Origin of the sequence: Streptomyces sp. CC208A, assembly GCF_030010625.1 — a bacterium.
Classification (GTDB): Bacteria; Actinomycetota; Actinomycetes; order Streptomycetales; family Streptomycetaceae; genus Streptomyces.
The window spans coordinates 95212-110974 of record NZ_JASCXN010000019.1; the positions used below are offsets into that span (position 1 = coordinate 95212).

The following is a 15763-nucleotide window of genomic DNA, read 5'->3' on the forward strand; positions in this document are numbered from 1 at the left end:
CCTCACGCCGAGGGCGCGGGCCCGTCCGCATTCCGCGCACGATCGGCGTAACCGTCCGATATTCGGCTCGTTAGTCCGTGCGAGATCCGTACTGGGGAGGGGGTCCGTTCCGATGGGGACGAGTCCGTACACGAAGGACCGGCTGGAGTCGGCGGCGCGAGGGGCGCGGACGCTGACGGAGGCGCTGGAGCGGTTGGGGGTGGACCCGAAGAGCGGGTCGCGGCGGTATCTGCTCGACCGCATGCGGAAGCTGGGGGTGGACACGTCGCACTTCGAGCGGGAGGGGGTGCGGTGGACGCGGGAGGTGCTGGCGGAGGCGGTGGCGGCGTCCACGAACATGTGCGAGGTGCTGCGGTGGCTGGGGGTGGAGGTCGTGGGCGGGCAGCACACGCACATCAGTCGCCGGATCAAGGCGTACGGGATCGACACCTCGCATTTCACGTCCACGGTCTGGACCGAGCGCATGAGGTACAACCAGCGGCGTCGCACGACTGCGGAAGTCCTCACCGAGGACACCTCACCCCACGCCAGGCGCGCCCAGAGCGGTCGACTCAAGAGCGCGATGCTTGAGGCTGGCATGAAGGAGCAGTGCGCTGCGTGCGGGATCGAAGCGGTCTGGCTGGGCAAGCCTCTGCCGCTGGAGGTCGACCACATCGACAGCAACTGGAAGAACAACCGGATCGAGAACCTGCGTTTCCTCTGCCCCAACTGCCACTCCACGACGGACAGCTATCGCGGGCGCAGCAAGAGGCGGCCCTCGTGACGGGCGGAGTGCGGTACACACGCGAGAGGCTGGCCGAAGCCGCTGCAAGATGCTCTGCCATCGAGGAGATCATCGCCTTCCTCGGCACACAGCCCTACGACAACCTCCCCCGCTACCTGATGCGGAGGTTCGCCCAATTCGGCATTGATGTCTCTCACCTACGCCCCTTCGGCAGACAGGCTCGACCGAGTGCGGATGCGTTGCGCAAGGCGGTTACCGAGTCGTTCTCGAACAGGGAGGTGCTGCGCAAGCTGGGCCGGGCGGACAACGGCGCCCAGCGCGCCAATCTACGGCGGTGGATCGCCGATGACGGCCTTTCGACCGCGCACTTCACCGGCCAGGCGCACCAGCGCGGGAAACCGAGCCCGATCACCAAGCGTCCGGAAGAGATTCTGGTACAGCACGCCGGCAAGCGCCGGACCAGAACCAACCTGCTCCGGCGCGCCCTGCACGAACTCGGTGTGCCTGAGGAATGCGCGAGCTGCGGGGTCGGCCCCCGTTGGCACGGCAAGCCCATGACGCTTGAGGTGGATCACATCAATGGGGACTGGAGCGACGACCGGCGCGAGAATCTGCGGCTTCTGTGCCCCAACTGTCATGCGATCACGGGTACGTGGTGCCGGGGCGGGAAACGGCGTACCTCTTAGGCGGACGAGCTATCACCGGTAGCATGGCAGGGCAAGCGGCCGTTGCTGAATGGTATAAGCGGAGGTTTTAGGTGCCTCTGGGCGTTTCGCCCATGTGGGTTCGAATCCCATCGGCCGCACGCCTTGAATCGAAGGCCCACCTGCACACAGGCAGGTGGGCCTTCACCGTCAGCCCAGCAGCTCCCGCACCACCGGCACCAGCGCCCGGAACGCCTTGCCCCGGTGGCTGATCGCGTTCTTCTCCGCCGGGGTCAGCTCCGCGCAGGTCATGGCGTGGCCCTTCGGCTGGAGGATCGGGTCGTAGCCGAAGCCGTTCGTGCCTACCGGCTCGTGGCGGAGGGTGCCTTCCAGGCGGCCTTCCACCACTCGTTCCGTGCCGTCGGGGAGGGCCAGGGCCGCCGCGCAGGCGAAGTGGGCGCCTCGGTGGGTGTCGTCGATGTCCGCGAGCTGGGCCAGGAGGAGGTTCAGGTTGGCCTTGTCGTCGCCGTGGGTGCCGGACCAGCGGGCGGAGAAGATGCCGGGGACGCCGTTCAGGACGTCGACGCAGAGGCCGGAGTCGTCGGCCACCGCCGGGAGGCCCGTCGCCTGGGCCAGGGCGTGGGCCTTGAGGAGGGCGTTCTCGGCGAAGGTGACGCCCGTTTCCTTGACGTCGGGGATCTCCGGGTACGCGTCCGCGCCGACGAGGTCGAGGTCGAGGCCCGCGTCGGCGAGGATCGCGTGGAGTTCGGTGATCTTGCCCGCGTTGCGGGTGGCGAGGATCAGGCGCTGTCGGGTCATGCCGACGATTATCCCGGCGTGCAGACCTTTCCTATCTCCGCCGCCGCGTCCGTCACCGGGGTGATGTCGGGGGTCGCGTCGCCTTCCCTGACGGCGGTGCGGACCGATTCGACGCCCTTCGAGAGGTCGTCGACCGCCTTCGACAGGTCCGCGTTGTTCGTTGTGTTGTTGAGGTTGTCGAGTTCCTGGGTGATCGCGGTCAGGGACTCCTCGATCTGCGTGACGTCGTTCGAGGCGTTGGAGACGGCCTGCTGGAGGTTGCTCACCGAGGTGGCTATGGCGTCGGCGGTCCTGACGCAGTCCATCGCCTTGTCCAGGGCTCCACAGCCGGTCAGGGTGAAAGTGGTCAGGGCTGCCGCCGTGGCGACGGCGAGGGTGAGGGTGCGGCGGCGCTTCACGTGGTGGGTCCTTCCCCGGCTGCGTACATGTCGACGGGGCGCACGGTACGGCCGTGCGCCCCTTGTCGTAAAGGACGCGGTCGCCCCGGGGAGGGTTCCTCAGAGGGTGGCGTCGAGGGCCTTGCGCTGGAGGTCGGCGAGGTCGGCGCAGCCGGCGGCGGCGAGGTCGAGGAGGGCGTTGAGTTCGGTGCGGTCGAAGGGTTCGGCCTCGGCGGTGCCCTGGACCTCGACGAAGCGGCCGTCGCCGGTGCAGACGACGTTCATGTCGGTGTCGGCGCGGACGTCCTCCTCGTAGCAGAGGTCGAGGAGGGGGACGCCGCCGACGATGCCGACGGAGACGGCGGAGACGGTGCCGGTGAGGGGCTTGCGGCCGGGCTTCACCAGCTTCTTGGCCTGGGCCCAGGCGACCGCGTCGGCGAGGGCGACGTAGGCGCCGGTGATGGCGGCGGTGCGGGTGCCGCCGTCGGCCTGGAGGACGTCGCAGTCGAGGACGATGGTGTTCTCGCCGAGGGCCTTGTAGTCGATGACGGCGCGGAGCGAGCGGCCGATGAGGCGGGAGATCTCGTGGGTGCGGCCGCCGATCTTGCCGCGGACGGATTCGCGGTCGCCGCGGGTGTTGGTGGAGCGGGGGAGCATGGAGTACTCGCCGGTGACCCAGCCTTCGCCGCTGCCCTTGCGCCAGCGGGGGACGCCTTCGGTGACGGAGGCGGTGCAGAAGACCTTGGTGTCGCCGAAGGAGATGAGGACGGAGCCCTCGGCGTGCTTGCTCCAGCCGCGTTCGATGGTGACGGGGCGGAGCTGTTCGGGGGTACGGCCGTCGATGCGAGACATGGGGCCGAGCCTAGTCGTTTCCGGGTGGGGGTCGGTTCGGGGGCGGGGACGCGCGAGGGCCCGTTCCCCTGCCGGAACGGGCCCTCGTCAGCCGGTGTCGGCTGTTCTCACATCATGTCTTCGATCTCGGCGGCGATGGGGTCGGCGTCGGTGCCGATGACGACCTGGATCGCGGTGCCCATCTTGACGACGCCGTGGGCGCCGGCGGCCTTGAGCGCGGCCTCGTCGACGAGGGCGGCGTCGGCGACCTCGGTGCGGAGGCGGGTGATGCAGCCTTCGACCTCTTCGATGTTGTCGATGCCGCCGAGCCCGGCGACGATCTTCTCAGCCTTGCTGGCCATGTGTTTCTCCCTGTCCGTTCCGTTCGCGGGACACGCGAATCTCGGCGCACCGGCGGTCCGCTTTGTCACGGTAACCCACGGTTGGCCCAACTTTGCTAGCGGGTGCCGCCGTTCTGCCGAATGATGACGATCACCGGCGGCCTGTCCTCGGCGGGGCTCCCGGAGCCTACCGCAAGTGGTCTACACCAGTCTTCAACGAGGCGCGGCACCGGCTTGTTCCGGGAGAGCGGGAGAGCGGGAGAGGGAGGTCGCCGGTGAGTACGGAGAGTACGGACGGCGCGGGAGCCGGGGCGCGGAAGCCGAAGATCTCGTGGGGAGGGTTCTTCCAGGGGCTTCAGAAGATGGGCCGCAGCCTCCAGCTGCCCATCGCCGTGCTCCCCGCGGCGGGCATCATCAACCGGCTCGGGCAGCCGGACGTGTTCGGCGCCGACGGCCTGGGGTGGGACAACGTCGCGAAGGTGATGGCCGGTGCGGGCGGTGCGCTGCTCGACGGCAACCTGGGGCTTCCGCTGCTGTTCTGCGTCGGTGTGGCGATCGGCATGGCCAAGAAGGCGGACGGGTCGACGGCGCTCGCCGCGGTGGTCGGCTTTCTGGTCTATTACAACGTCCTGCGGCAGTTCCCGAAGACCTGCCCGTCGGGCACGCGGGACATCGGTGGCGGCTGTCTCGCCCCTGACGAGCTCTTCGTGGGGTACACGTACCAGAATCCGGGTGTCTTCGGTGGCATCGTCATGGGTCTGATGGCGGCCTATCTGTGGCAGCGGTACCACCGTACGAAGCTGGTCGACTGGCTCGGCTTCTTCAACGGCCGCCGGCTCGTGCCGATCATCATGGCCTTCGTCGGGCTCCTCTTCGCCTCTCTGTGCGTGTGGGTGTGGCCGCCGATCGGTGACGCCCTGGAGAGCTTCAGCGACTGGCTGGTCGGGCTCGGCGCCTGGGGTTCGGGCATCTTCGGGGTGGCGAACCGGGCGCTGCTCGTGGTGGGTCTGCACCAGTTCCTCAACGTGCCGATCTGGTTCCAGTTCGGTTCGTACACGAAGCCGGACGGCACGGTGGTGCACGGTGACATCACGATGTTCCTGGCGGGTGATCCGGACGCGGGCCAGTTCACCACCGGCTTCTTCCCGATCATGATGTTCGCGCTGCCGGCGGCGGCGCTGGCGATCACGCACTGCGCGAAGCCGCACCGGCGGAAGGAGGTCGGCGGTCTGATGCTCTCGGTGGCGCTGACCTCGTTCGTCACGGGCATCACCGAGCCGATCGAGTACTCGTTCCTCTTCATCGCGCCGGTGCTGTACGCGATCCACGCGGTGCTGACCGGTGTGTCGATGGCGGTCAGCTGGGCGCTGGGGGTGAAGGACGGTTTCAGCTTCTCGGCGGGTCTGATCGACTACGTGATCAACTGGAACCTGGCGACCAAGCCGTGGCTGATCATTCCGATCGGGTTGTGCTTCGCGGTCGTGTACTACGTGATCTTCCGGATCGCGATCACCAGGTTCAACCTGCCGACGCCTGGGCGTGAGCCTGAGGAGCTGGAGAAGGAGATGGAGCGGGAGAACGTGAAGTAGGCCCCCTCCCGTCGCAGGCCCCCTCCCGTCGCAGCCCCACCCCCGTCGCAGCCCTACCCCCGCCGCAGGCCCCCTCCCGTCGCAGGCTCCCGTCCGTCCCGGGACTTCGGGTCTGCGGCGGGGGTGCGGAAAAGGCCCCTGGACCTCGTGGTCCGGGGGCCTTTTGTCACGCCTTCATCACTATGGCCGGGCGCGAAAAATTCGCAGGTTCCTTATCTAAGTCCCACGTGCTACAACTGGTCTACACCACTCATTGGTGTAGACCACGCGGTCCAGACCACCGCGGGTCAGAGACGCCGCCGTCACCCCCTTTTCCCTGTCCTCTGGCGGCGCCTTGCCTACTGGAGGAAGTTGATGAGTACGGCCACCGCCCAGGCCGCCGCTCCCGCGAAGAAGCGCGGATCCGGCCTGTTCCAGGGCCTGCAGAAGGTCGGTCGCAGCCTGCAGCTGCCGATCGCCGTACTGCCGGCCGCGGGTATTCTGCTCCGCCTCGGTCAGCCCGACGTCTTCGGCAAGGACGGGTTCGGCTGGGACAAGGTCGCCTCGGTCTTCGCCACCGCCGGTGACGCTGTCTTCAGCAACCTGCCCCTGCTCTTCTGCATCGGCGTCGCCATCGGCTTCGCCAAGAAGGCCGACGGCTCCACCGCGCTGGCCGCCCTGGTCGGCTTCCTGGTCTACAGCAACGTGCTGAAGGCCTTCCCCGTCACCGAGGCCGTCGTCAACACGACCGCCAACAAGGGTGTCGACGTCGCCGCCACGTACAACAACCCCGGCGTCCTCGGCGGCATCCTGATGGGTCTGCTCTCCGCCGTCCTGTGGCAGAAGTTCCACCGCACCAAGCTGGTCGACTGGCTGGGCTTCTTCAACGGCCGCCGTCTCGTCCCGATCATCATGGCCTTCGTCGGCACCGCCGTCGGTGTCTTCTTCGGTCTGGTCTGGGAGCCGATCGGCGAGGGCATCTCCAGCTTCGGCGAGTGGATGACCGGCCTCGGCGCCGGTGGCGCCGGCCTCTTCGGTCTCATCAACCGCGCGCTGATCCCGGTCGGCATGCACCAGTTCGTGAACACCGTCTCCTGGTTCCAGATCGGCGACTTCACCAACGCGGCCGGCGAGGTCGTCCACGGTGACCTCAACCGCTTCTTCGCCGGTGACCCGAGCGCCGGCATCTTCATGTCGGGCTTCTTCCCGATCATGATGTTCGGCCTCCCGGCCGCCGCGCTCGCCATCGCGCACGCCGCCCGCCCCGAGCGCCGCAAGGCCGTCCTCGGCATGATGCTCTCGCTCGCGCTGACCTCCTTCGTCACCGGTATCACCGAGCCGATCGAGTTCACCTTCATGTTCATCGCGCCGGTCCTGTACGCGATCCACGCGGTGCTCACCGCCGTCTCGATGGCCGTCACCTGGGCCTTCGGCGTCCACGCCGGCTTCACCTTCTCCGCCGGCGGCATCGACTACCTGCTCAACTGGAACCTGGCGACCAAGCCGTGGCTGATCATCCCGATCGGTCTCGTCTTCGCGGCGATCTACTACGCGCTCTTCCGCTTCGCGATCGTCAAGTTCAACCTCCCGACCCCGGGCCGCGAGCCCGAGGAGGAGGTCGAGGACCTCACCAAGGCGTGAGCCCTCCCCCGCACGAAGCCGCACGAAGCCGCACGAAGCCGCGCAAGGCGAAGGCCCCGGAACCCGAGAGGTTCCGGGGCCTTCCCCGTGTCCGTGCAGGCGCTCAGACCTCGTAGACCGCGCCCGCCTTCGCCAGCTCCGCCGGGCCGCCGTACACCGCGCGCGCGTCCGCGAGGTTCCGTTCGCCGTCCGTCCACGGCGGGATGTGGGTGAGGACGAGCCGGCCCACCTGGGCGCGGGCGGCGTGCGCGCCGGCCTCGCGGCCGTTGAGGTGGAGCTCGGGGATGTCCTCCTTGCCGTGGGTGAAGGCGGCCTCGCAGAGGAAGAGGTCCACGCCGTCGGCGAGGTCGTGGAGGGCGTCGCAGACGCCGGTGTCGCCGGAGTAGGCGAGGGAGCGGCCGCCGTGCTCGACGCGGATGCCGTACGCCTCCACCGGGTGGCGCACCTTCTCCGTGCGGATCGTGAAGGGGCCCAGCTCGAAGGTGCCCGGGCGCAGGGTGTGGAAGTCGAAGACCTCGCTCATCGCGGACGGCGAGGGCGCGTCCGCGTAGGCCGTGGTCAGGCGCTGTTCGGTGCCCTCGGGGGCGTACACGGGGATCGTGCCGCAGCGGCCGCCGTCGTGCCTGTAGTAGCGGGCGACGAAGTAGCCGCACATGTCGATGCAGTGGTCCGCGTGCAGGTGGCTGAGGAAGATCGCGTCGAGGTCGTACAGACCGATGTGGCGCTGCAGCTCGCCGAGGGCGCCGTTGCCCATGTCGAGGAGCAGCCGGAAGCCGTCGGCCTCGACGAGGTAGCTCGAACAGGCCGATTCCGCGGACGGGAACGACCCGGAGCAGCCGACGACGGTGAGCTTCATAGGAGCGTGAACCTCCGTGGACGGGTGCGGTCAGGCACGCAGAAGGGGAGGGGGGAGGCCGTGCGGTCAGACGAGAGTAAGGCGCTCGGGGGCCGGTCGCTCCTTCGTGGCGGCCCGTTGTGGGCGAACTCACGGGCTCTGTCACCGGTTCGGATGGACGGCGGGGCGCGGCGGCGCGGTGGGACGCGCGCCGGTAACGTCATGCGGTATGGACACGTCGTGGTGGCCCGCGCTGGCCGCGGTGGTGGTGCTCGCGGTGGTGGTGGCGGTCGCGGGCGGGTGGAAGCGGACCTCCGTACGGACCCGGGCGCCGGGGCGGCCGTCGGGGAGGACCCGTCCGCCGGGGCGGCCGCCGGTACGGAAGCAGGTGCGGAAGCCGGGTGCGCGGGTGCCGCGGGCCGGGGAGATCTGGTGGGCCGAGGTGCCGTTCGAGGACGGGCCCGGTTCGAAGGACCGGCCGTGTCTGGTGCTGTCGGTACGGGGGGACAGCACGCTCGTCGCGAAGATCACGAGCCGGTACCACGACGAGCGGCCGGGGGTGATCGCGCTGCCGCCGGGGGCGGTGGGCGACGCGCGGGGGCGGGCGAGCTTCCTGGAGACGGACGAGCTGCGGGACGTGCCGGTGGCGGACTTCCGCCGGAGGGTGGGTGAGGCGGACCCGGTCGTGTGGGACCAGGTCCGCCATCTCGCGCGCTAGGACGCCTGGGGCGTCAGGCCCGCGTCACGCCCAGAGCTGGCCCTGGACCGTTTCGATGGCCTCTTCCGTCGTGGCGGCGGTGTAGAGGCCGGTCGAGAGGTACTTCCAGCCGCCGTCGGCGACGACGAAGGCGATGTCGGCGCTCTCGCCCGCCTTGACGGCCTTCTTGCCCATGCCGATGGCGGCGTGGAGGGCGGCGCCGGTGGAGACGCCGGCGAAGATGCCCTCCTCCTTGAGGAGTTCCCGGGTGCGGGTGACGGCGTCGGCCGAGCCCACCGAGAAGCGGGTGGTGAGGACGGAGGCGTCGTACAGCTCGGGGACGAAGCCCTCGTCGAGGTTGCGGAGCCCGTAGACGAGGTCGTCGTAGCGGGGTTCGGCGGCGACGATCTTGACGTCGGGCTTGTGCTCGCGCAGGTAGCGGCCGACGCCCATGAGGGTGCCGGTGGTGCCGAGGCCGGCCACGAAGTGGGTGATGGACGGCAGGTCGGCGAGGATCTCGGGGCCGGTGGTGGCGTAGTGGGCGCCGGCGTTGTCCGGGTTGCCGTACTGGTAGAGCATCACCCAGTCGGGGTGCTGCTCCGCCAGTTCCTTGGCGACCCGGACGGCGGTGTTGGAGCCGCCGGCGGCCGGGGAGGAGATGATCTCCGCGCCCCACATGGCGAGCAGCTGGCGGCGCTCCTCGCTGGTGTTCTCGGGCATGACGCAGACGATGCGGTAGCCCTTGAGCGTGGCGGCCATGGCCAGCGAGATGCCGGTGTTGCCGCTGGTGGGCTCCAGGATGGTGCAGCCGGGGGTGAGGCGGCCGTCCTTCTCCGCCTGCTCGATCATGTGGAGCGCGGGGCGGTCCTTGACCGAGCCGGTGGGGTTGCGGTCCTCCAGCTTGGCCCAGATGCGGACGTCCTCGGAGGGCGAGAGCCTGGGGAGGCGGACGAGCGGCGTGTTGCCGACGGCCGCCAGCGGGGAGTCGTAGCGCATGGGGCCGGTCCGCTCAGACCATGCCGCCGGCGACGGCCGGCAGGATCGTGACGTTGTCGCCGTCGGCGAGCTTGGTGTCGATGCCGTCGAGGAAGCGGACGTCCTCGTCGTTGAGGTAGACGTTGACGAAGCGGCGGAGCTTGCCCTCGTCCACGATGCGGGCCTCGATGCCGGTGTGGCGGGTCTCCAGGTCGGCGAAGAGCTCGGCGAGGGTGTCACCGCTGCCCTCGACGGCCTTGGCGCCGTCGGTGTAGGTGCGGAGGATCGTCGGGATGCGGACCTCGATGGCCATGGGGTGGGCTCCTGTCGGGAGGGGCGTGGTGGGCGCGCGGCGGAACCCCCCGCGCGAGGGGGTGGTGCGTGGTGAGGTGCGCTCGGCCGGGTCGTTCAGCGCCCGGCGCGGGACGAACAGATCGCGCTGGCGAGGCGGCACAGGTCGACGTGCAGGCGTGCCACGAGCAGGACAGTGCTCGGAGTCTCTTCGCTCACGTCGTGGGAAACCATGCGCTCATCGTATCGATTCCCGGTCCGGGTTCCGGAATGTGATCTCAGATGGTGGATGATCCGCGACCGCCTGTCGGGACGCGGCCGGGCCCGGGCCGGCAGGCGGGAGCTGTACTCAGCGCGGCGAGGTCACTCGTACGCCTCGACGATCTTGACCTCTTCCTCCTCCACCACGCCGTCGACGATCGTGTACGAGCGGAACTGGAAGTCGCCTGCGCCGTCGGTGTCGGCGGTGGAGACGAGGACGTAGTGGGCGCCGGGCTCGTTGGCGTAGGAGATGTCGGTGCGGGACGGGTACGCCTCGGTCGCCGTGTGCGAGTGGTAGATGATCACGGGCTCCTCGTCCCGGTCGTCCATCTCGCGGTAGAGCTTGAGCAGGTCGGCGGAGTCGAACTCGTAGAAGGTGGGCGAGCGGGCGGCGTTGAGCATGGGGATGAACCGCTCGGGGCGGCCCGAGCCGACCGGACCCGCGACCACGCCGCAGGCCTCGTCGGGGTGGTCCTCCCGGGCGTGTTCCACGATCCGGTCGTACAGGTCTCGGGTGAGGGTCAGCATGCCGACAGGATAAGCATCCGGGCCACCCCGTACCGAGGAGTGGTACGGGGTGGCCCGGATGCCGAGACGGGGAGGGTCAGGGGCGCTTGGCGAAGGCGGCGCCCTCGGGGTCGCGGGACTTGAGCACCAGGTAGGAGACGGCGAGGAGGAGGCCCCAGACGGGGGCGCCGTAGAGGGCGACGCGGTTGTCCTCGTCCATGGCCATGGTCGTGAGGACCAGGCCGAGGAAGGCGAGGGCGAAGCCGCTGGACCAGATGCCGCCGGGGGTCTTGAAGGGCGACTGGGGCAGCAGGCCGCGGTCGGCCTTGCGGCGGTAGCGGATCTGGCAGACGAGGATCATGATCCAGGCCCACATGCCGGAGATGGTGGCGAAGGAGACGACGTAGTCGAAGGCCTCGCCGGGCCACTGGTAGTTGATCCAGACGCCGACCGTCATGAGCGCGGCCGAGAAGGTGGTGCCGACGAGCGGGGTGCCGCTCTTCGTCAGCCTGGTGAAGAGCTTGGGGCCCTGGCCGTTGAGCGCGAGGTCGCGCAGCATGCGGCCGGTGGAGTACATGCCCGAGTTGCAGGAGGACAGGGCCGCGGTCAGCACGACGAAGTTGACGATGGCGGCGCCGACGCCCAGGCCCATCTTCTCGAAGGCGGCGACGAACGGGGAGACGCCCGGCTGGAACTCGGTCCACGGGACGACCGACAGGATCATGATGAGCGCGCCGACGTAGAAGACGGCGATGCGCCACGGCACGGTGTTGATGGCCTTGGGCAGGACGGTCTCCGGGTCCTTCGACTCGCCGGCGGTGACGCCGACCAGCTCGACCGCGAGGAAGGCGAACATGACCATCTGGAGGGTCATGAGGGTGGAGACCATGCCGTGCTCCCCGGCGAAGAAGCCGCCGAGGTCCCACAGGTGGGTGAGCGAGGCGGTGTCGCCCGCGTCGGAGAAGCCGATCGTGAGGATGCCTGCGCAGATCAGGATCATGCCGACGATGGCGGTGACCTTGACCATGGAGAACCAGAACTCCAGTTCGCCGAAGAGCTTCACGGAGATCAGGTTGGCGGCGTAGAGGATCACGGTGAAGACGAGGGCGGAGATCCACTGCGGGATGTCCCACCAGTAGGTCATGTAGGTGGCCGCCGCGGTGACCTCGGTGATGCCGGTGACGACCCAGAAGAGCCAGTACGTCCAGCCGGTCGCGAAGCCCGCGAAGGGGCCGATGAACTCCCGTGCGTACTCCGAGAAGGAGCCGGAGACGGGGCGGTACATGAGGAGCTCGCCGAGCGCCCGCATGATGAGGAAGATGACCAGGCCCGCGAGGGCGTAGGCGAGGATCAGGCTGGGTCCCGCCTTGGAGATGCCCTTGCCCGCCCCGAGGAAGAGGCCGGTGCCGATGGCGCCGCCGATCGCGATCATCTGGATCTGGCGGGCGCCGAGCGCCCGGTGGTAGCCCTCGCCCCCGCCCGGGGCGGGGTCGCCGGTCCCGTGGCCGTCGTGCTGCTGGTCGACCCGCACTGAGGTCATGTCTGTGCGCCCTTTCTCCATGCTGATCCCCCCCGGATCCCCCCGGCTGCGGAATGGAGCGCTGAAGGATTATCACGATCTGATACGCAATCAGCCGGAGTGCCTGTGGCGCAGAGCACAGGAAAATGGGCACAAAAGGGAGTCGAGAGAGCAGAGAGGGAGACTCGCATAACGTATTCGTTACGCGGATTTGAGCGTCCGCTGAGCGAACACCACGTGTCCGCCCGGTGGACATCACATGCCGTCAGGGCATCAGCGTCTCGACCAACGACTCCTGGAGCGCGCCCAGCCAGAGGTACGCCATCACCATCGGCTTGCGCGGATCGCTGTCCGGCAGCCGGTAGAGCCGCTCGCTCTCCTCGTCCTCGGTGATCTCCAGACGGGTGGCGATGGTCAGCCGCAGGTCGTTGAGGGTGCCGAGCCAGGCCCGGGACTCGTCCGGGGTCAGCTTCAGGACGGCGGACTCCTCCGGCCCCTCGGAGGTCAGGCCGTCGAGGGCGCGCACCACCGCGAGGGCGTCCTCGCGCTTGCGGGCGCGCAGGTCGTTCTCGGTGTAGCGGCGGAAGTCGGCCGCCGCGGACCGCAGCTCCTCGGTGTCGTCCGCGTACGCGTCGGGGAAGAGCCGGCGCAGGGCGGGGTCGGAGGGCGGTTTGCTGGGGCCCTCGGCGAAGAGGGCGGCGAGGGGGTCGGCGTCCCCGTCGGGTTCGTCGCCGGGGCCGATCAGCTCCAGGAGCTGGACGGCGAGGGAGCGCAGGATGGAGACCTCGACCTCGTCGAGGGCGACGGCCGCGCCGCCGCCGGGCACCGTCTCGAAGTGGCCGGACATCAGCCGCGGTCCTGGGAGAGCGTGGCCCACAGTCCGTAGCCGTGCATCGCCTGCACGTCCCGTTCCATCTCCTCGCGGGTGCCGCTGGAGACCACCGCGCGGCCCTTGTTGTGCACGTCGAGCATCAGTTTGTGCGCCTTGTCCTTGGAGTAGCCGAAGTACGTCTGGAAGACGTAGGTGACATAGCTCATCAGGTTCACGGGGTCGTTGTGCACGAGGGTGACCCAGGGGACGTCGGGCTCGACGACCGCGGAGACCTCCTCGGCCGACTCGGTCCGTTCGATCTCGATAGGCGCGATGCTCACTTACCCCATGCTGCCACCCAGGACCCCCCGTCGCACAAACGGGGCCACCCTCCGGCCCCACTATTCGTCACTCTGACGATTTCTGCGCTAGCATCACTGACATGAACGCTGCGGATCTTGGGCTCCCGGTGGACGTGCCGTCGACCGCGCTCTTCACCGACCAGTACGAGCTGACCATGCTCCAGGCGGCCCTCAGGGCCGGCACCGCCGACCGGCGCTCCGTCTTCGAGGTCTTCACCCGGCGGCTGCCCGAGGGGCGGCGGTACGGCGTCCTCGCGGGCGTCGGCCGGGTCCTGGACGCCGTCGAGAACTTCCGCTTCGACCCGGCCGTCCTCGGCTTCCTGCGCGAGCGGGGGATCGTCGACGAGCCGACCCTCGAATGGCTGGCCGGCTACCGCTTCTCCGGCGACGTCTGGGGCTACCCGGAGGGCGAGGTGTACTTCCCCGGCTCCCCGGTGCTGCGCGTCGAGGGCTCCTTCGCCGAGTGCGTGCTCCTGGAGACGGTGATCCTCTCGATCCTCAACCACGACTCGGCCATCGCGGCCGCCGCCTCCCGCATGTCGGCCGCGGCGGGCGGGCGCCGGCTGATCGAGATGGGCGCGCGGCGCACCCACGAGCTGGCCGCCGTCGCCGCCGCCCGCGCCGCGTACGTCGGCGGCTTCGAGGCCACCTCGGACCTCGCGGCCGGCTTCCGCTACGGCATCCCGACCGTCGGCACCTCCGCGCACGCCTTCACCCTGCTCCACGACAGCGAGCGGGACGCCTTCCGCGCCCAGGTCGACACCCTGGGCCGGGGCACGACCCTGCTCGTCGACACCTACGACGTGGCCGAGGCGGTCCGCACCGCCGTCGAGATCGCCGGGCCCGAGCTCGGAGCCGTACGCATCGACTCCGGCGACCTGCTGCTCGTCGCCCACCGGGTCCGGGCGCAGCTGGACGAGCTGGGCGCCCGGGAGACGAAGATCGTGGTCACCTCGGACCTCGACGAGTACGCCATCGCCTCGCTCGCGGCGGCGCCGGTGGACGCGTACGGGGTCGGCACCCAGCTCGTCACCGGCAGCGGGCACCCCACCTGCTCGATGGTCTACAAGCTGGTCGCCCGCGCCGCCTCGGCCGACCCGAAGGCGCCGCTGGTCCCGGTCGCGAAGAAGTCGCTGGGCGGCAAGGCGTCCGTCGGCGGCCGCAAGTGGGCGGCGCGCCGCAGGGACGCCGCCGGGGTCGCCGAGGCCGAGGTCGTCGGCACGGGCCCGGTCCCGGAGGCGCTCGCGGGCGACCAGCTCCTGGTCGAGCTGGTCAAGGGCGGCGAGGTGGTGGCCAGGGAGCCCCTGGAGACCGCCCGCGCCCGGCACATCGCGGCCCGCGCCGCGCTCCCGATGTCGGCGATGCAGCTGTCGCGCGGCGAGCCGGTGCTGCCGACGGAGTACGTCTGAGGCCCCCCGGAGCCCGGTGGCGCCCCCTCCCGAACCGGGACGGGAGTCTCTAGGCTCGACCCCACCCCACACCGCCGACCCCCCGAGGACACCCGCCATGCACCGCGCACTGATCGTCGTGGACGTACAGAACGACTTCTGCGAGGGGGGCAGCCTCGCGGTGAGCGGCGGCGCGGACGTCGCCGCCGCCATCACCGAGCTCGTCGGCGAGGCGGCGGGCGGCGCCTACCAGCACGTGGTCGCCACCCGTGACCACCACATCGACCCGGGCCCCCACTTCGCACCGCCCGGTGAGGCCCCGGACTACGTCAGCTCCTGGCCGGCGCACTGCGTGGCCGGTACCGAGGGCGTCGGCTTCCACCCGAACTTCGCTCCGACGGTCGCCTCCGGCGCGATCGACGCCGTCTTCGACAAGGGCGCCCACGAGGCGGCGTACAGCGGCTTCGAGGGCAGGAACGAGAACGGCGAGACGCTCGCGCAGTGGCTGCGGGACCGGCGGGTCGCCGAGGTCGACGTGGTCGGCATCGCCACCGACCACTGCGTCCGGGCCACCGCCCTGGACGCGGCCCGCGAGGGCTTCCGCACCCGTGTGCTGCTCGGCCTCACGGCGGGCGTGGCCCGCGAGACCACCGACCGGGCGCTCGCGGAGCTCCGCGAGGCCGGTGTGGAGCTCTCGGGTACCCCCGTGGTGGCCTCGTAGGGCCCGTAAGAGGCTCTCTCAGGCGGCGGGGGCCCTCGGCAGGGTCCGGGCGGGGTGCCACAGCTCCTGGGCGGCGCCCGCCGCGGATCTCCACAGCAGGCCGTCCGGGTGGTGGAGGACGGCGGTGATCTCGTCCGGGGTGGGCGGCTCGGCGTTCCCCCGCAGATAAACCGACCGCAGGCCCAGGTTTCGCAGCCTGGTCAGGGCGCGGGCGCGGTTGGCGGCGTGGACGAGGAAGCGTACGGTCGCGCCGTCTCCGGCCGGGCTGGGCAGCCCTATCGCGACCACCACGCTGCCTCCCGGCAACTTGCAGAACCCTCCACCGGGCATGCGGAACCACTCCCCCGTGAGCCGACTGTCAATAAGGAGTCCGTGAGAACTCGGTCAAGCTGCACCTAAACACGATCGGCCGCCGCCCGCTAGAGGGCGACGGCCGATCATGCTTTGACCT

General features: G+C 69.8%; 20 protein-coding genes and 1 tRNA gene. 8 read left to right on the forward strand and 13 right to left on the reverse strand.

Going from position 1 to position 15763, the window contains the following annotated elements; genetic code table 11:
- The first annotated feature begins 112 nt into the window (after nt 1–112).
- The 3 genes from QK442_RS21155 (at nt 113) to QK442_RS21165 (ending at nt 1529) form a co-directional block, all read left to right on the forward strand.
- Nucleotides 113–763 (forward strand): HNH endonuclease signature motif containing protein, encoded by a 651-nt coding sequence (locus QK442_RS21155; RefSeq protein WP_282695564.1) that lies wholly within the window; start codon nt 113–115, stop codon nt 761–763.
- Entirely contained in the window at nt 760–1410 is a 651-nt protein-coding gene (locus tag QK442_RS21160) for an HNH endonuclease (RefSeq protein ID WP_282695565.1), read from the forward strand. The genes QK442_RS21155 and QK442_RS21160 overlap by 4 nt, the downstream gene beginning before the upstream one ends.
- Nucleotides 1411–1445: 35 nt before the next feature.
- Nucleotides 1446–1529, forward strand: a tRNA-Leu gene (locus tag QK442_RS21165).
- A 49-nt stretch (nt 1530–1578) separates the two neighbouring features.
- On the opposite strand, the gene rdgB is transcribed toward QK442_RS21165, so the two are convergent.
- The 4 genes from rdgB to QK442_RS21185 all read right to left on the reverse strand — a co-directional run bounded on the left by rdgB (nt 1579) and on the right by QK442_RS21185 (nt 3757).
- Complete coding sequence (gene rdgB / locus QK442_RS21170; RefSeq protein WP_282695566.1) at nt 1579–2187, reverse strand: RdgB/HAM1 family non-canonical purine NTP pyrophosphatase; 609 nt, start codon at nt 2185–2187, stop codon at nt 1579–1581.
- Between the two features lie 8 nt (nt 2188–2195).
- Nucleotides 2196–2537, reverse strand: coding sequence for a hypothetical protein (locus tag QK442_RS21175; RefSeq protein WP_282695612.1), 342 nt, complete (start codon nt 2535–2537; stop codon nt 2196–2198).
- A 147-nt stretch (nt 2538–2684) separates the two neighbouring features.
- Entirely contained in the window at nt 2685–3416 is a 732-nt protein-coding gene (rph, locus tag QK442_RS21180) for a ribonuclease PH (RefSeq protein WP_282695567.1), read from the reverse strand.
- 107 nt (nt 3417–3523) lie between these two features.
- On the reverse strand, nt 3524–3757 hold the full coding sequence (locus QK442_RS21185) for a PTS glucose/sucrose transporter subunit IIB (protein WP_030497534.1): 234 nt from the start codon (nt 3755–3757) through the stop codon (nt 3524–3526).
- Between the two features lie 341 nt (nt 3758–4098).
- Between QK442_RS21185 and QK442_RS21190 the strand changes: the two genes are divergently transcribed.
- Nucleotides 4099–5325, forward strand: a complete 1227-nt coding sequence (locus tag QK442_RS21190; protein WP_282695613.1) for a PTS transporter subunit EIIC — start codon at nt 4099–4101, stop codon at nt 5323–5325.
- A gap of 354 nt (nt 5326–5679) precedes the next feature.
- Nucleotides 5680–6945, forward strand: coding sequence for a PTS transporter subunit EIIC (locus QK442_RS21195; protein WP_282695568.1), 1266 nt, complete (start codon nt 5680–5682; stop codon nt 6943–6945).
- Between the two features lie 103 nt (nt 6946–7048).
- Here the strand turns inward: QK442_RS21195 and QK442_RS21200 are convergent, their stop codons facing one another.
- Nucleotides 7049–7801, reverse strand: coding sequence for an MBL fold metallo-hydrolase (locus QK442_RS21200; RefSeq protein ID WP_282695569.1), 753 nt, complete (start codon nt 7799–7801; stop codon nt 7049–7051).
- Between the two features lie 208 nt (nt 7802–8009).
- Between QK442_RS21200 and QK442_RS21205 the strand changes: the two genes are divergently transcribed.
- The gene (locus QK442_RS21205) at nt 8010–8498 is read left to right on the forward strand and encodes a type II toxin-antitoxin system PemK/MazF family toxin (RefSeq protein ID WP_282695570.1); all 489 of its coding nucleotides are present in this window, start codon (nt 8010–8012) and stop codon (nt 8496–8498) included.
- Between the two features lie 24 nt (nt 8499–8522).
- On the opposite strand, the gene QK442_RS21210 is transcribed toward QK442_RS21205, so the two are convergent.
- The 7 genes from QK442_RS21210 to clpS all read right to left on the reverse strand — a co-directional run bounded on the left by QK442_RS21210 (nt 8523) and on the right by clpS (nt 13182).
- Entirely contained in the window at nt 8523–9473 is a 951-nt protein-coding gene (locus QK442_RS21210; protein WP_282695571.1) for a cysteine synthase, read from the reverse strand.
- A 13-nt stretch (nt 9474–9486) separates the two neighbouring features.
- Nucleotides 9487–9765, reverse strand: a complete 279-nt coding sequence (locus QK442_RS21215; RefSeq protein ID WP_282695572.1) for a MoaD/ThiS family protein — start codon at nt 9763–9765, stop codon at nt 9487–9489.
- A 95-nt stretch (nt 9766–9860) separates the two neighbouring features.
- Nucleotides 9861–9977 carry a putative leader peptide gene (locus QK442_RS36370; protein ID WP_349239670.1) on the reverse strand — a complete coding sequence of 39 codons (117 nt, stop codon included), beginning with the start codon at nt 9975–9977 and terminating at the stop codon, nt 9861–9863.
- A 129-nt stretch (nt 9978–10106) separates the two neighbouring features.
- Nucleotides 10107–10532 carry a M67 family metallopeptidase gene (locus QK442_RS21220; protein ID WP_282695573.1) on the reverse strand — a complete coding sequence of 142 codons (426 nt, stop codon included), beginning with the start codon at nt 10530–10532 and terminating at the stop codon, nt 10107–10109.
- A 76-nt stretch (nt 10533–10608) separates the two neighbouring features.
- Complete coding sequence (locus tag QK442_RS21225; RefSeq protein ID WP_282695574.1) at nt 10609–12051, reverse strand: amino acid permease; 1443 nt, start codon at nt 12049–12051, stop codon at nt 10609–10611.
- A gap of 244 nt (nt 12052–12295) precedes the next feature.
- Nucleotides 12296–12877 (reverse strand): DUF2017 domain-containing protein, encoded by a 582-nt coding sequence (locus QK442_RS21230; protein ID WP_282695575.1) that lies wholly within the window; start codon nt 12875–12877, stop codon nt 12296–12298.
- Nucleotides 12877–13182 (reverse strand): ATP-dependent Clp protease adapter ClpS, encoded by a 306-nt coding sequence (gene clpS, locus QK442_RS21235; RefSeq protein ID WP_282695576.1) that lies wholly within the window; start codon nt 13180–13182, stop codon nt 12877–12879. The genes QK442_RS21230 and clpS overlap by 1 nt, the downstream gene beginning before the upstream one ends.
- Nucleotides 13183–13283: 101 nt before the next feature.
- On the opposite strand from clpS, the gene QK442_RS21240 reads away from it, so the two are divergent.
- Both QK442_RS21240 and QK442_RS21245 read left to right on the forward strand, forming a co-directional pair.
- Nucleotides 13284–14612: a nicotinate phosphoribosyltransferase gene (locus QK442_RS21240; RefSeq protein ID WP_282695577.1), complete on the forward strand. Its 1329-nt coding sequence runs from the start codon at nt 13284–13286 to the stop codon at nt 14610–14612.
- 97 nt (nt 14613–14709) lie between these two features.
- Nucleotides 14710–15312 (forward strand): isochorismatase family protein, encoded by a 603-nt coding sequence (locus QK442_RS21245; RefSeq protein ID WP_282695578.1) that lies wholly within the window; start codon nt 14710–14712, stop codon nt 15310–15312.
- Nucleotides 15313–15330: 18 nt separating this feature from the next.
- Here the strand turns inward: QK442_RS21245 and QK442_RS21250 are convergent, their stop codons facing one another.
- A complete protein-coding gene (locus QK442_RS21250; RefSeq protein ID WP_282695579.1) occupies nt 15331–15642 on the reverse strand; it encodes a hypothetical protein in 312 nt (103 codons plus the stop codon).
- Between the last annotated feature and the right edge of the window lie 121 nt (nt 15643–15763).

What these genes read in the sequence shown, in the direction of transcription:
- QK442_RS21190 (WP_282695613.1), top strand. Translation starts at nt 4,099, where the DNA reads ATGGGCCGCAGCCTCCAGCTGCCCATCGCCGTGCTCCCCGCGGCGGGC.
- QK442_RS21220 (WP_282695573.1), bottom strand. Translation starts at nt 10,532, where the DNA reads ATGCTGACCCTCACCCGAGACCTGTACGACCGGATCGTGGAACACGCC.
- QK442_RS21245 (WP_282695578.1), top strand. Translation starts at nt 14,710, where the DNA reads ATGCACCGCGCACTGATCGTCGTGGACGTACAGAACGACTTCTGCGAG.
- QK442_RS21205 (WP_282695570.1), top strand. Translation starts at nt 8,010, where the DNA reads ATGGACACGTCGTGGTGGCCCGCGCTGGCCGCGGTGGTGGTGCTCGCG.
- QK442_RS21210 (WP_282695571.1), bottom strand. Translation starts at nt 9,473, where the DNA reads ATGCGCTACGACTCCCCGCTGGCGGCCGTCGGCAACACGCCGCTCGTC.
- rdgB (WP_282695566.1), bottom strand. Translation starts at nt 2,187, where the DNA reads ATGACCCGACAGCGCCTGATCCTCGCCACCCGCAACGCGGGCAAGATC.
- QK442_RS21195 (WP_282695568.1), top strand. Translation starts at nt 5,680, where the DNA reads ATGAGTACGGCCACCGCCCAGGCCGCCGCTCCCGCGAAGAAGCGCGGA.
- QK442_RS21215 (WP_282695572.1), bottom strand. Translation starts at nt 9,765, where the DNA reads ATGGCCATCGAGGTCCGCATCCCGACGATCCTCCGCACCTACACCGAC.
- rph (WP_282695567.1), bottom strand. Translation starts at nt 3,416, where the DNA reads ATGTCTCGCATCGACGGCCGTACCCCCGAACAGCTCCGCCCCGTCACC.
- QK442_RS21240 (WP_282695577.1), top strand. Translation starts at nt 13,284, where the DNA reads ATGAACGCTGCGGATCTTGGGCTCCCGGTGGACGTGCCGTCGACCGCG.
- QK442_RS36370 (WP_349239670.1), bottom strand. Translation starts at nt 9,977, where the DNA reads ATGGTTTCCCACGACGTGAGCGAAGAGACTCCGAGCACTGTCCTGCTC.
- QK442_RS21230 (WP_282695575.1), bottom strand. Translation starts at nt 12,877, where the DNA reads ATGTCCGGCCACTTCGAGACGGTGCCCGGCGGCGGCGCGGCCGTCGCC.
- QK442_RS21185 (WP_030497534.1), bottom strand. Translation starts at nt 3,757, where the DNA reads ATGGCCAGCAAGGCTGAGAAGATCGTCGCCGGGCTCGGCGGCATCGAC.
- QK442_RS21250 (WP_282695579.1), bottom strand. Translation starts at nt 15,642, where the DNA reads ATGCCCGGTGGAGGGTTCTGCAAGTTGCCGGGAGGCAGCGTGGTGGTC.
- QK442_RS21200 (WP_282695569.1), bottom strand. Translation starts at nt 7,801, where the DNA reads ATGAAGCTCACCGTCGTCGGCTGCTCCGGGTCGTTCCCGTCCGCGGAA.
- QK442_RS21155 (WP_282695564.1), top strand. Translation starts at nt 113, where the DNA reads ATGGGGACGAGTCCGTACACGAAGGACCGGCTGGAGTCGGCGGCGCGA.
- QK442_RS21225 (WP_282695574.1), bottom strand. Translation starts at nt 12,051, where the DNA reads ATGACCTCAGTGCGGGTCGACCAGCAGCACGACGGCCACGGGACCGGC.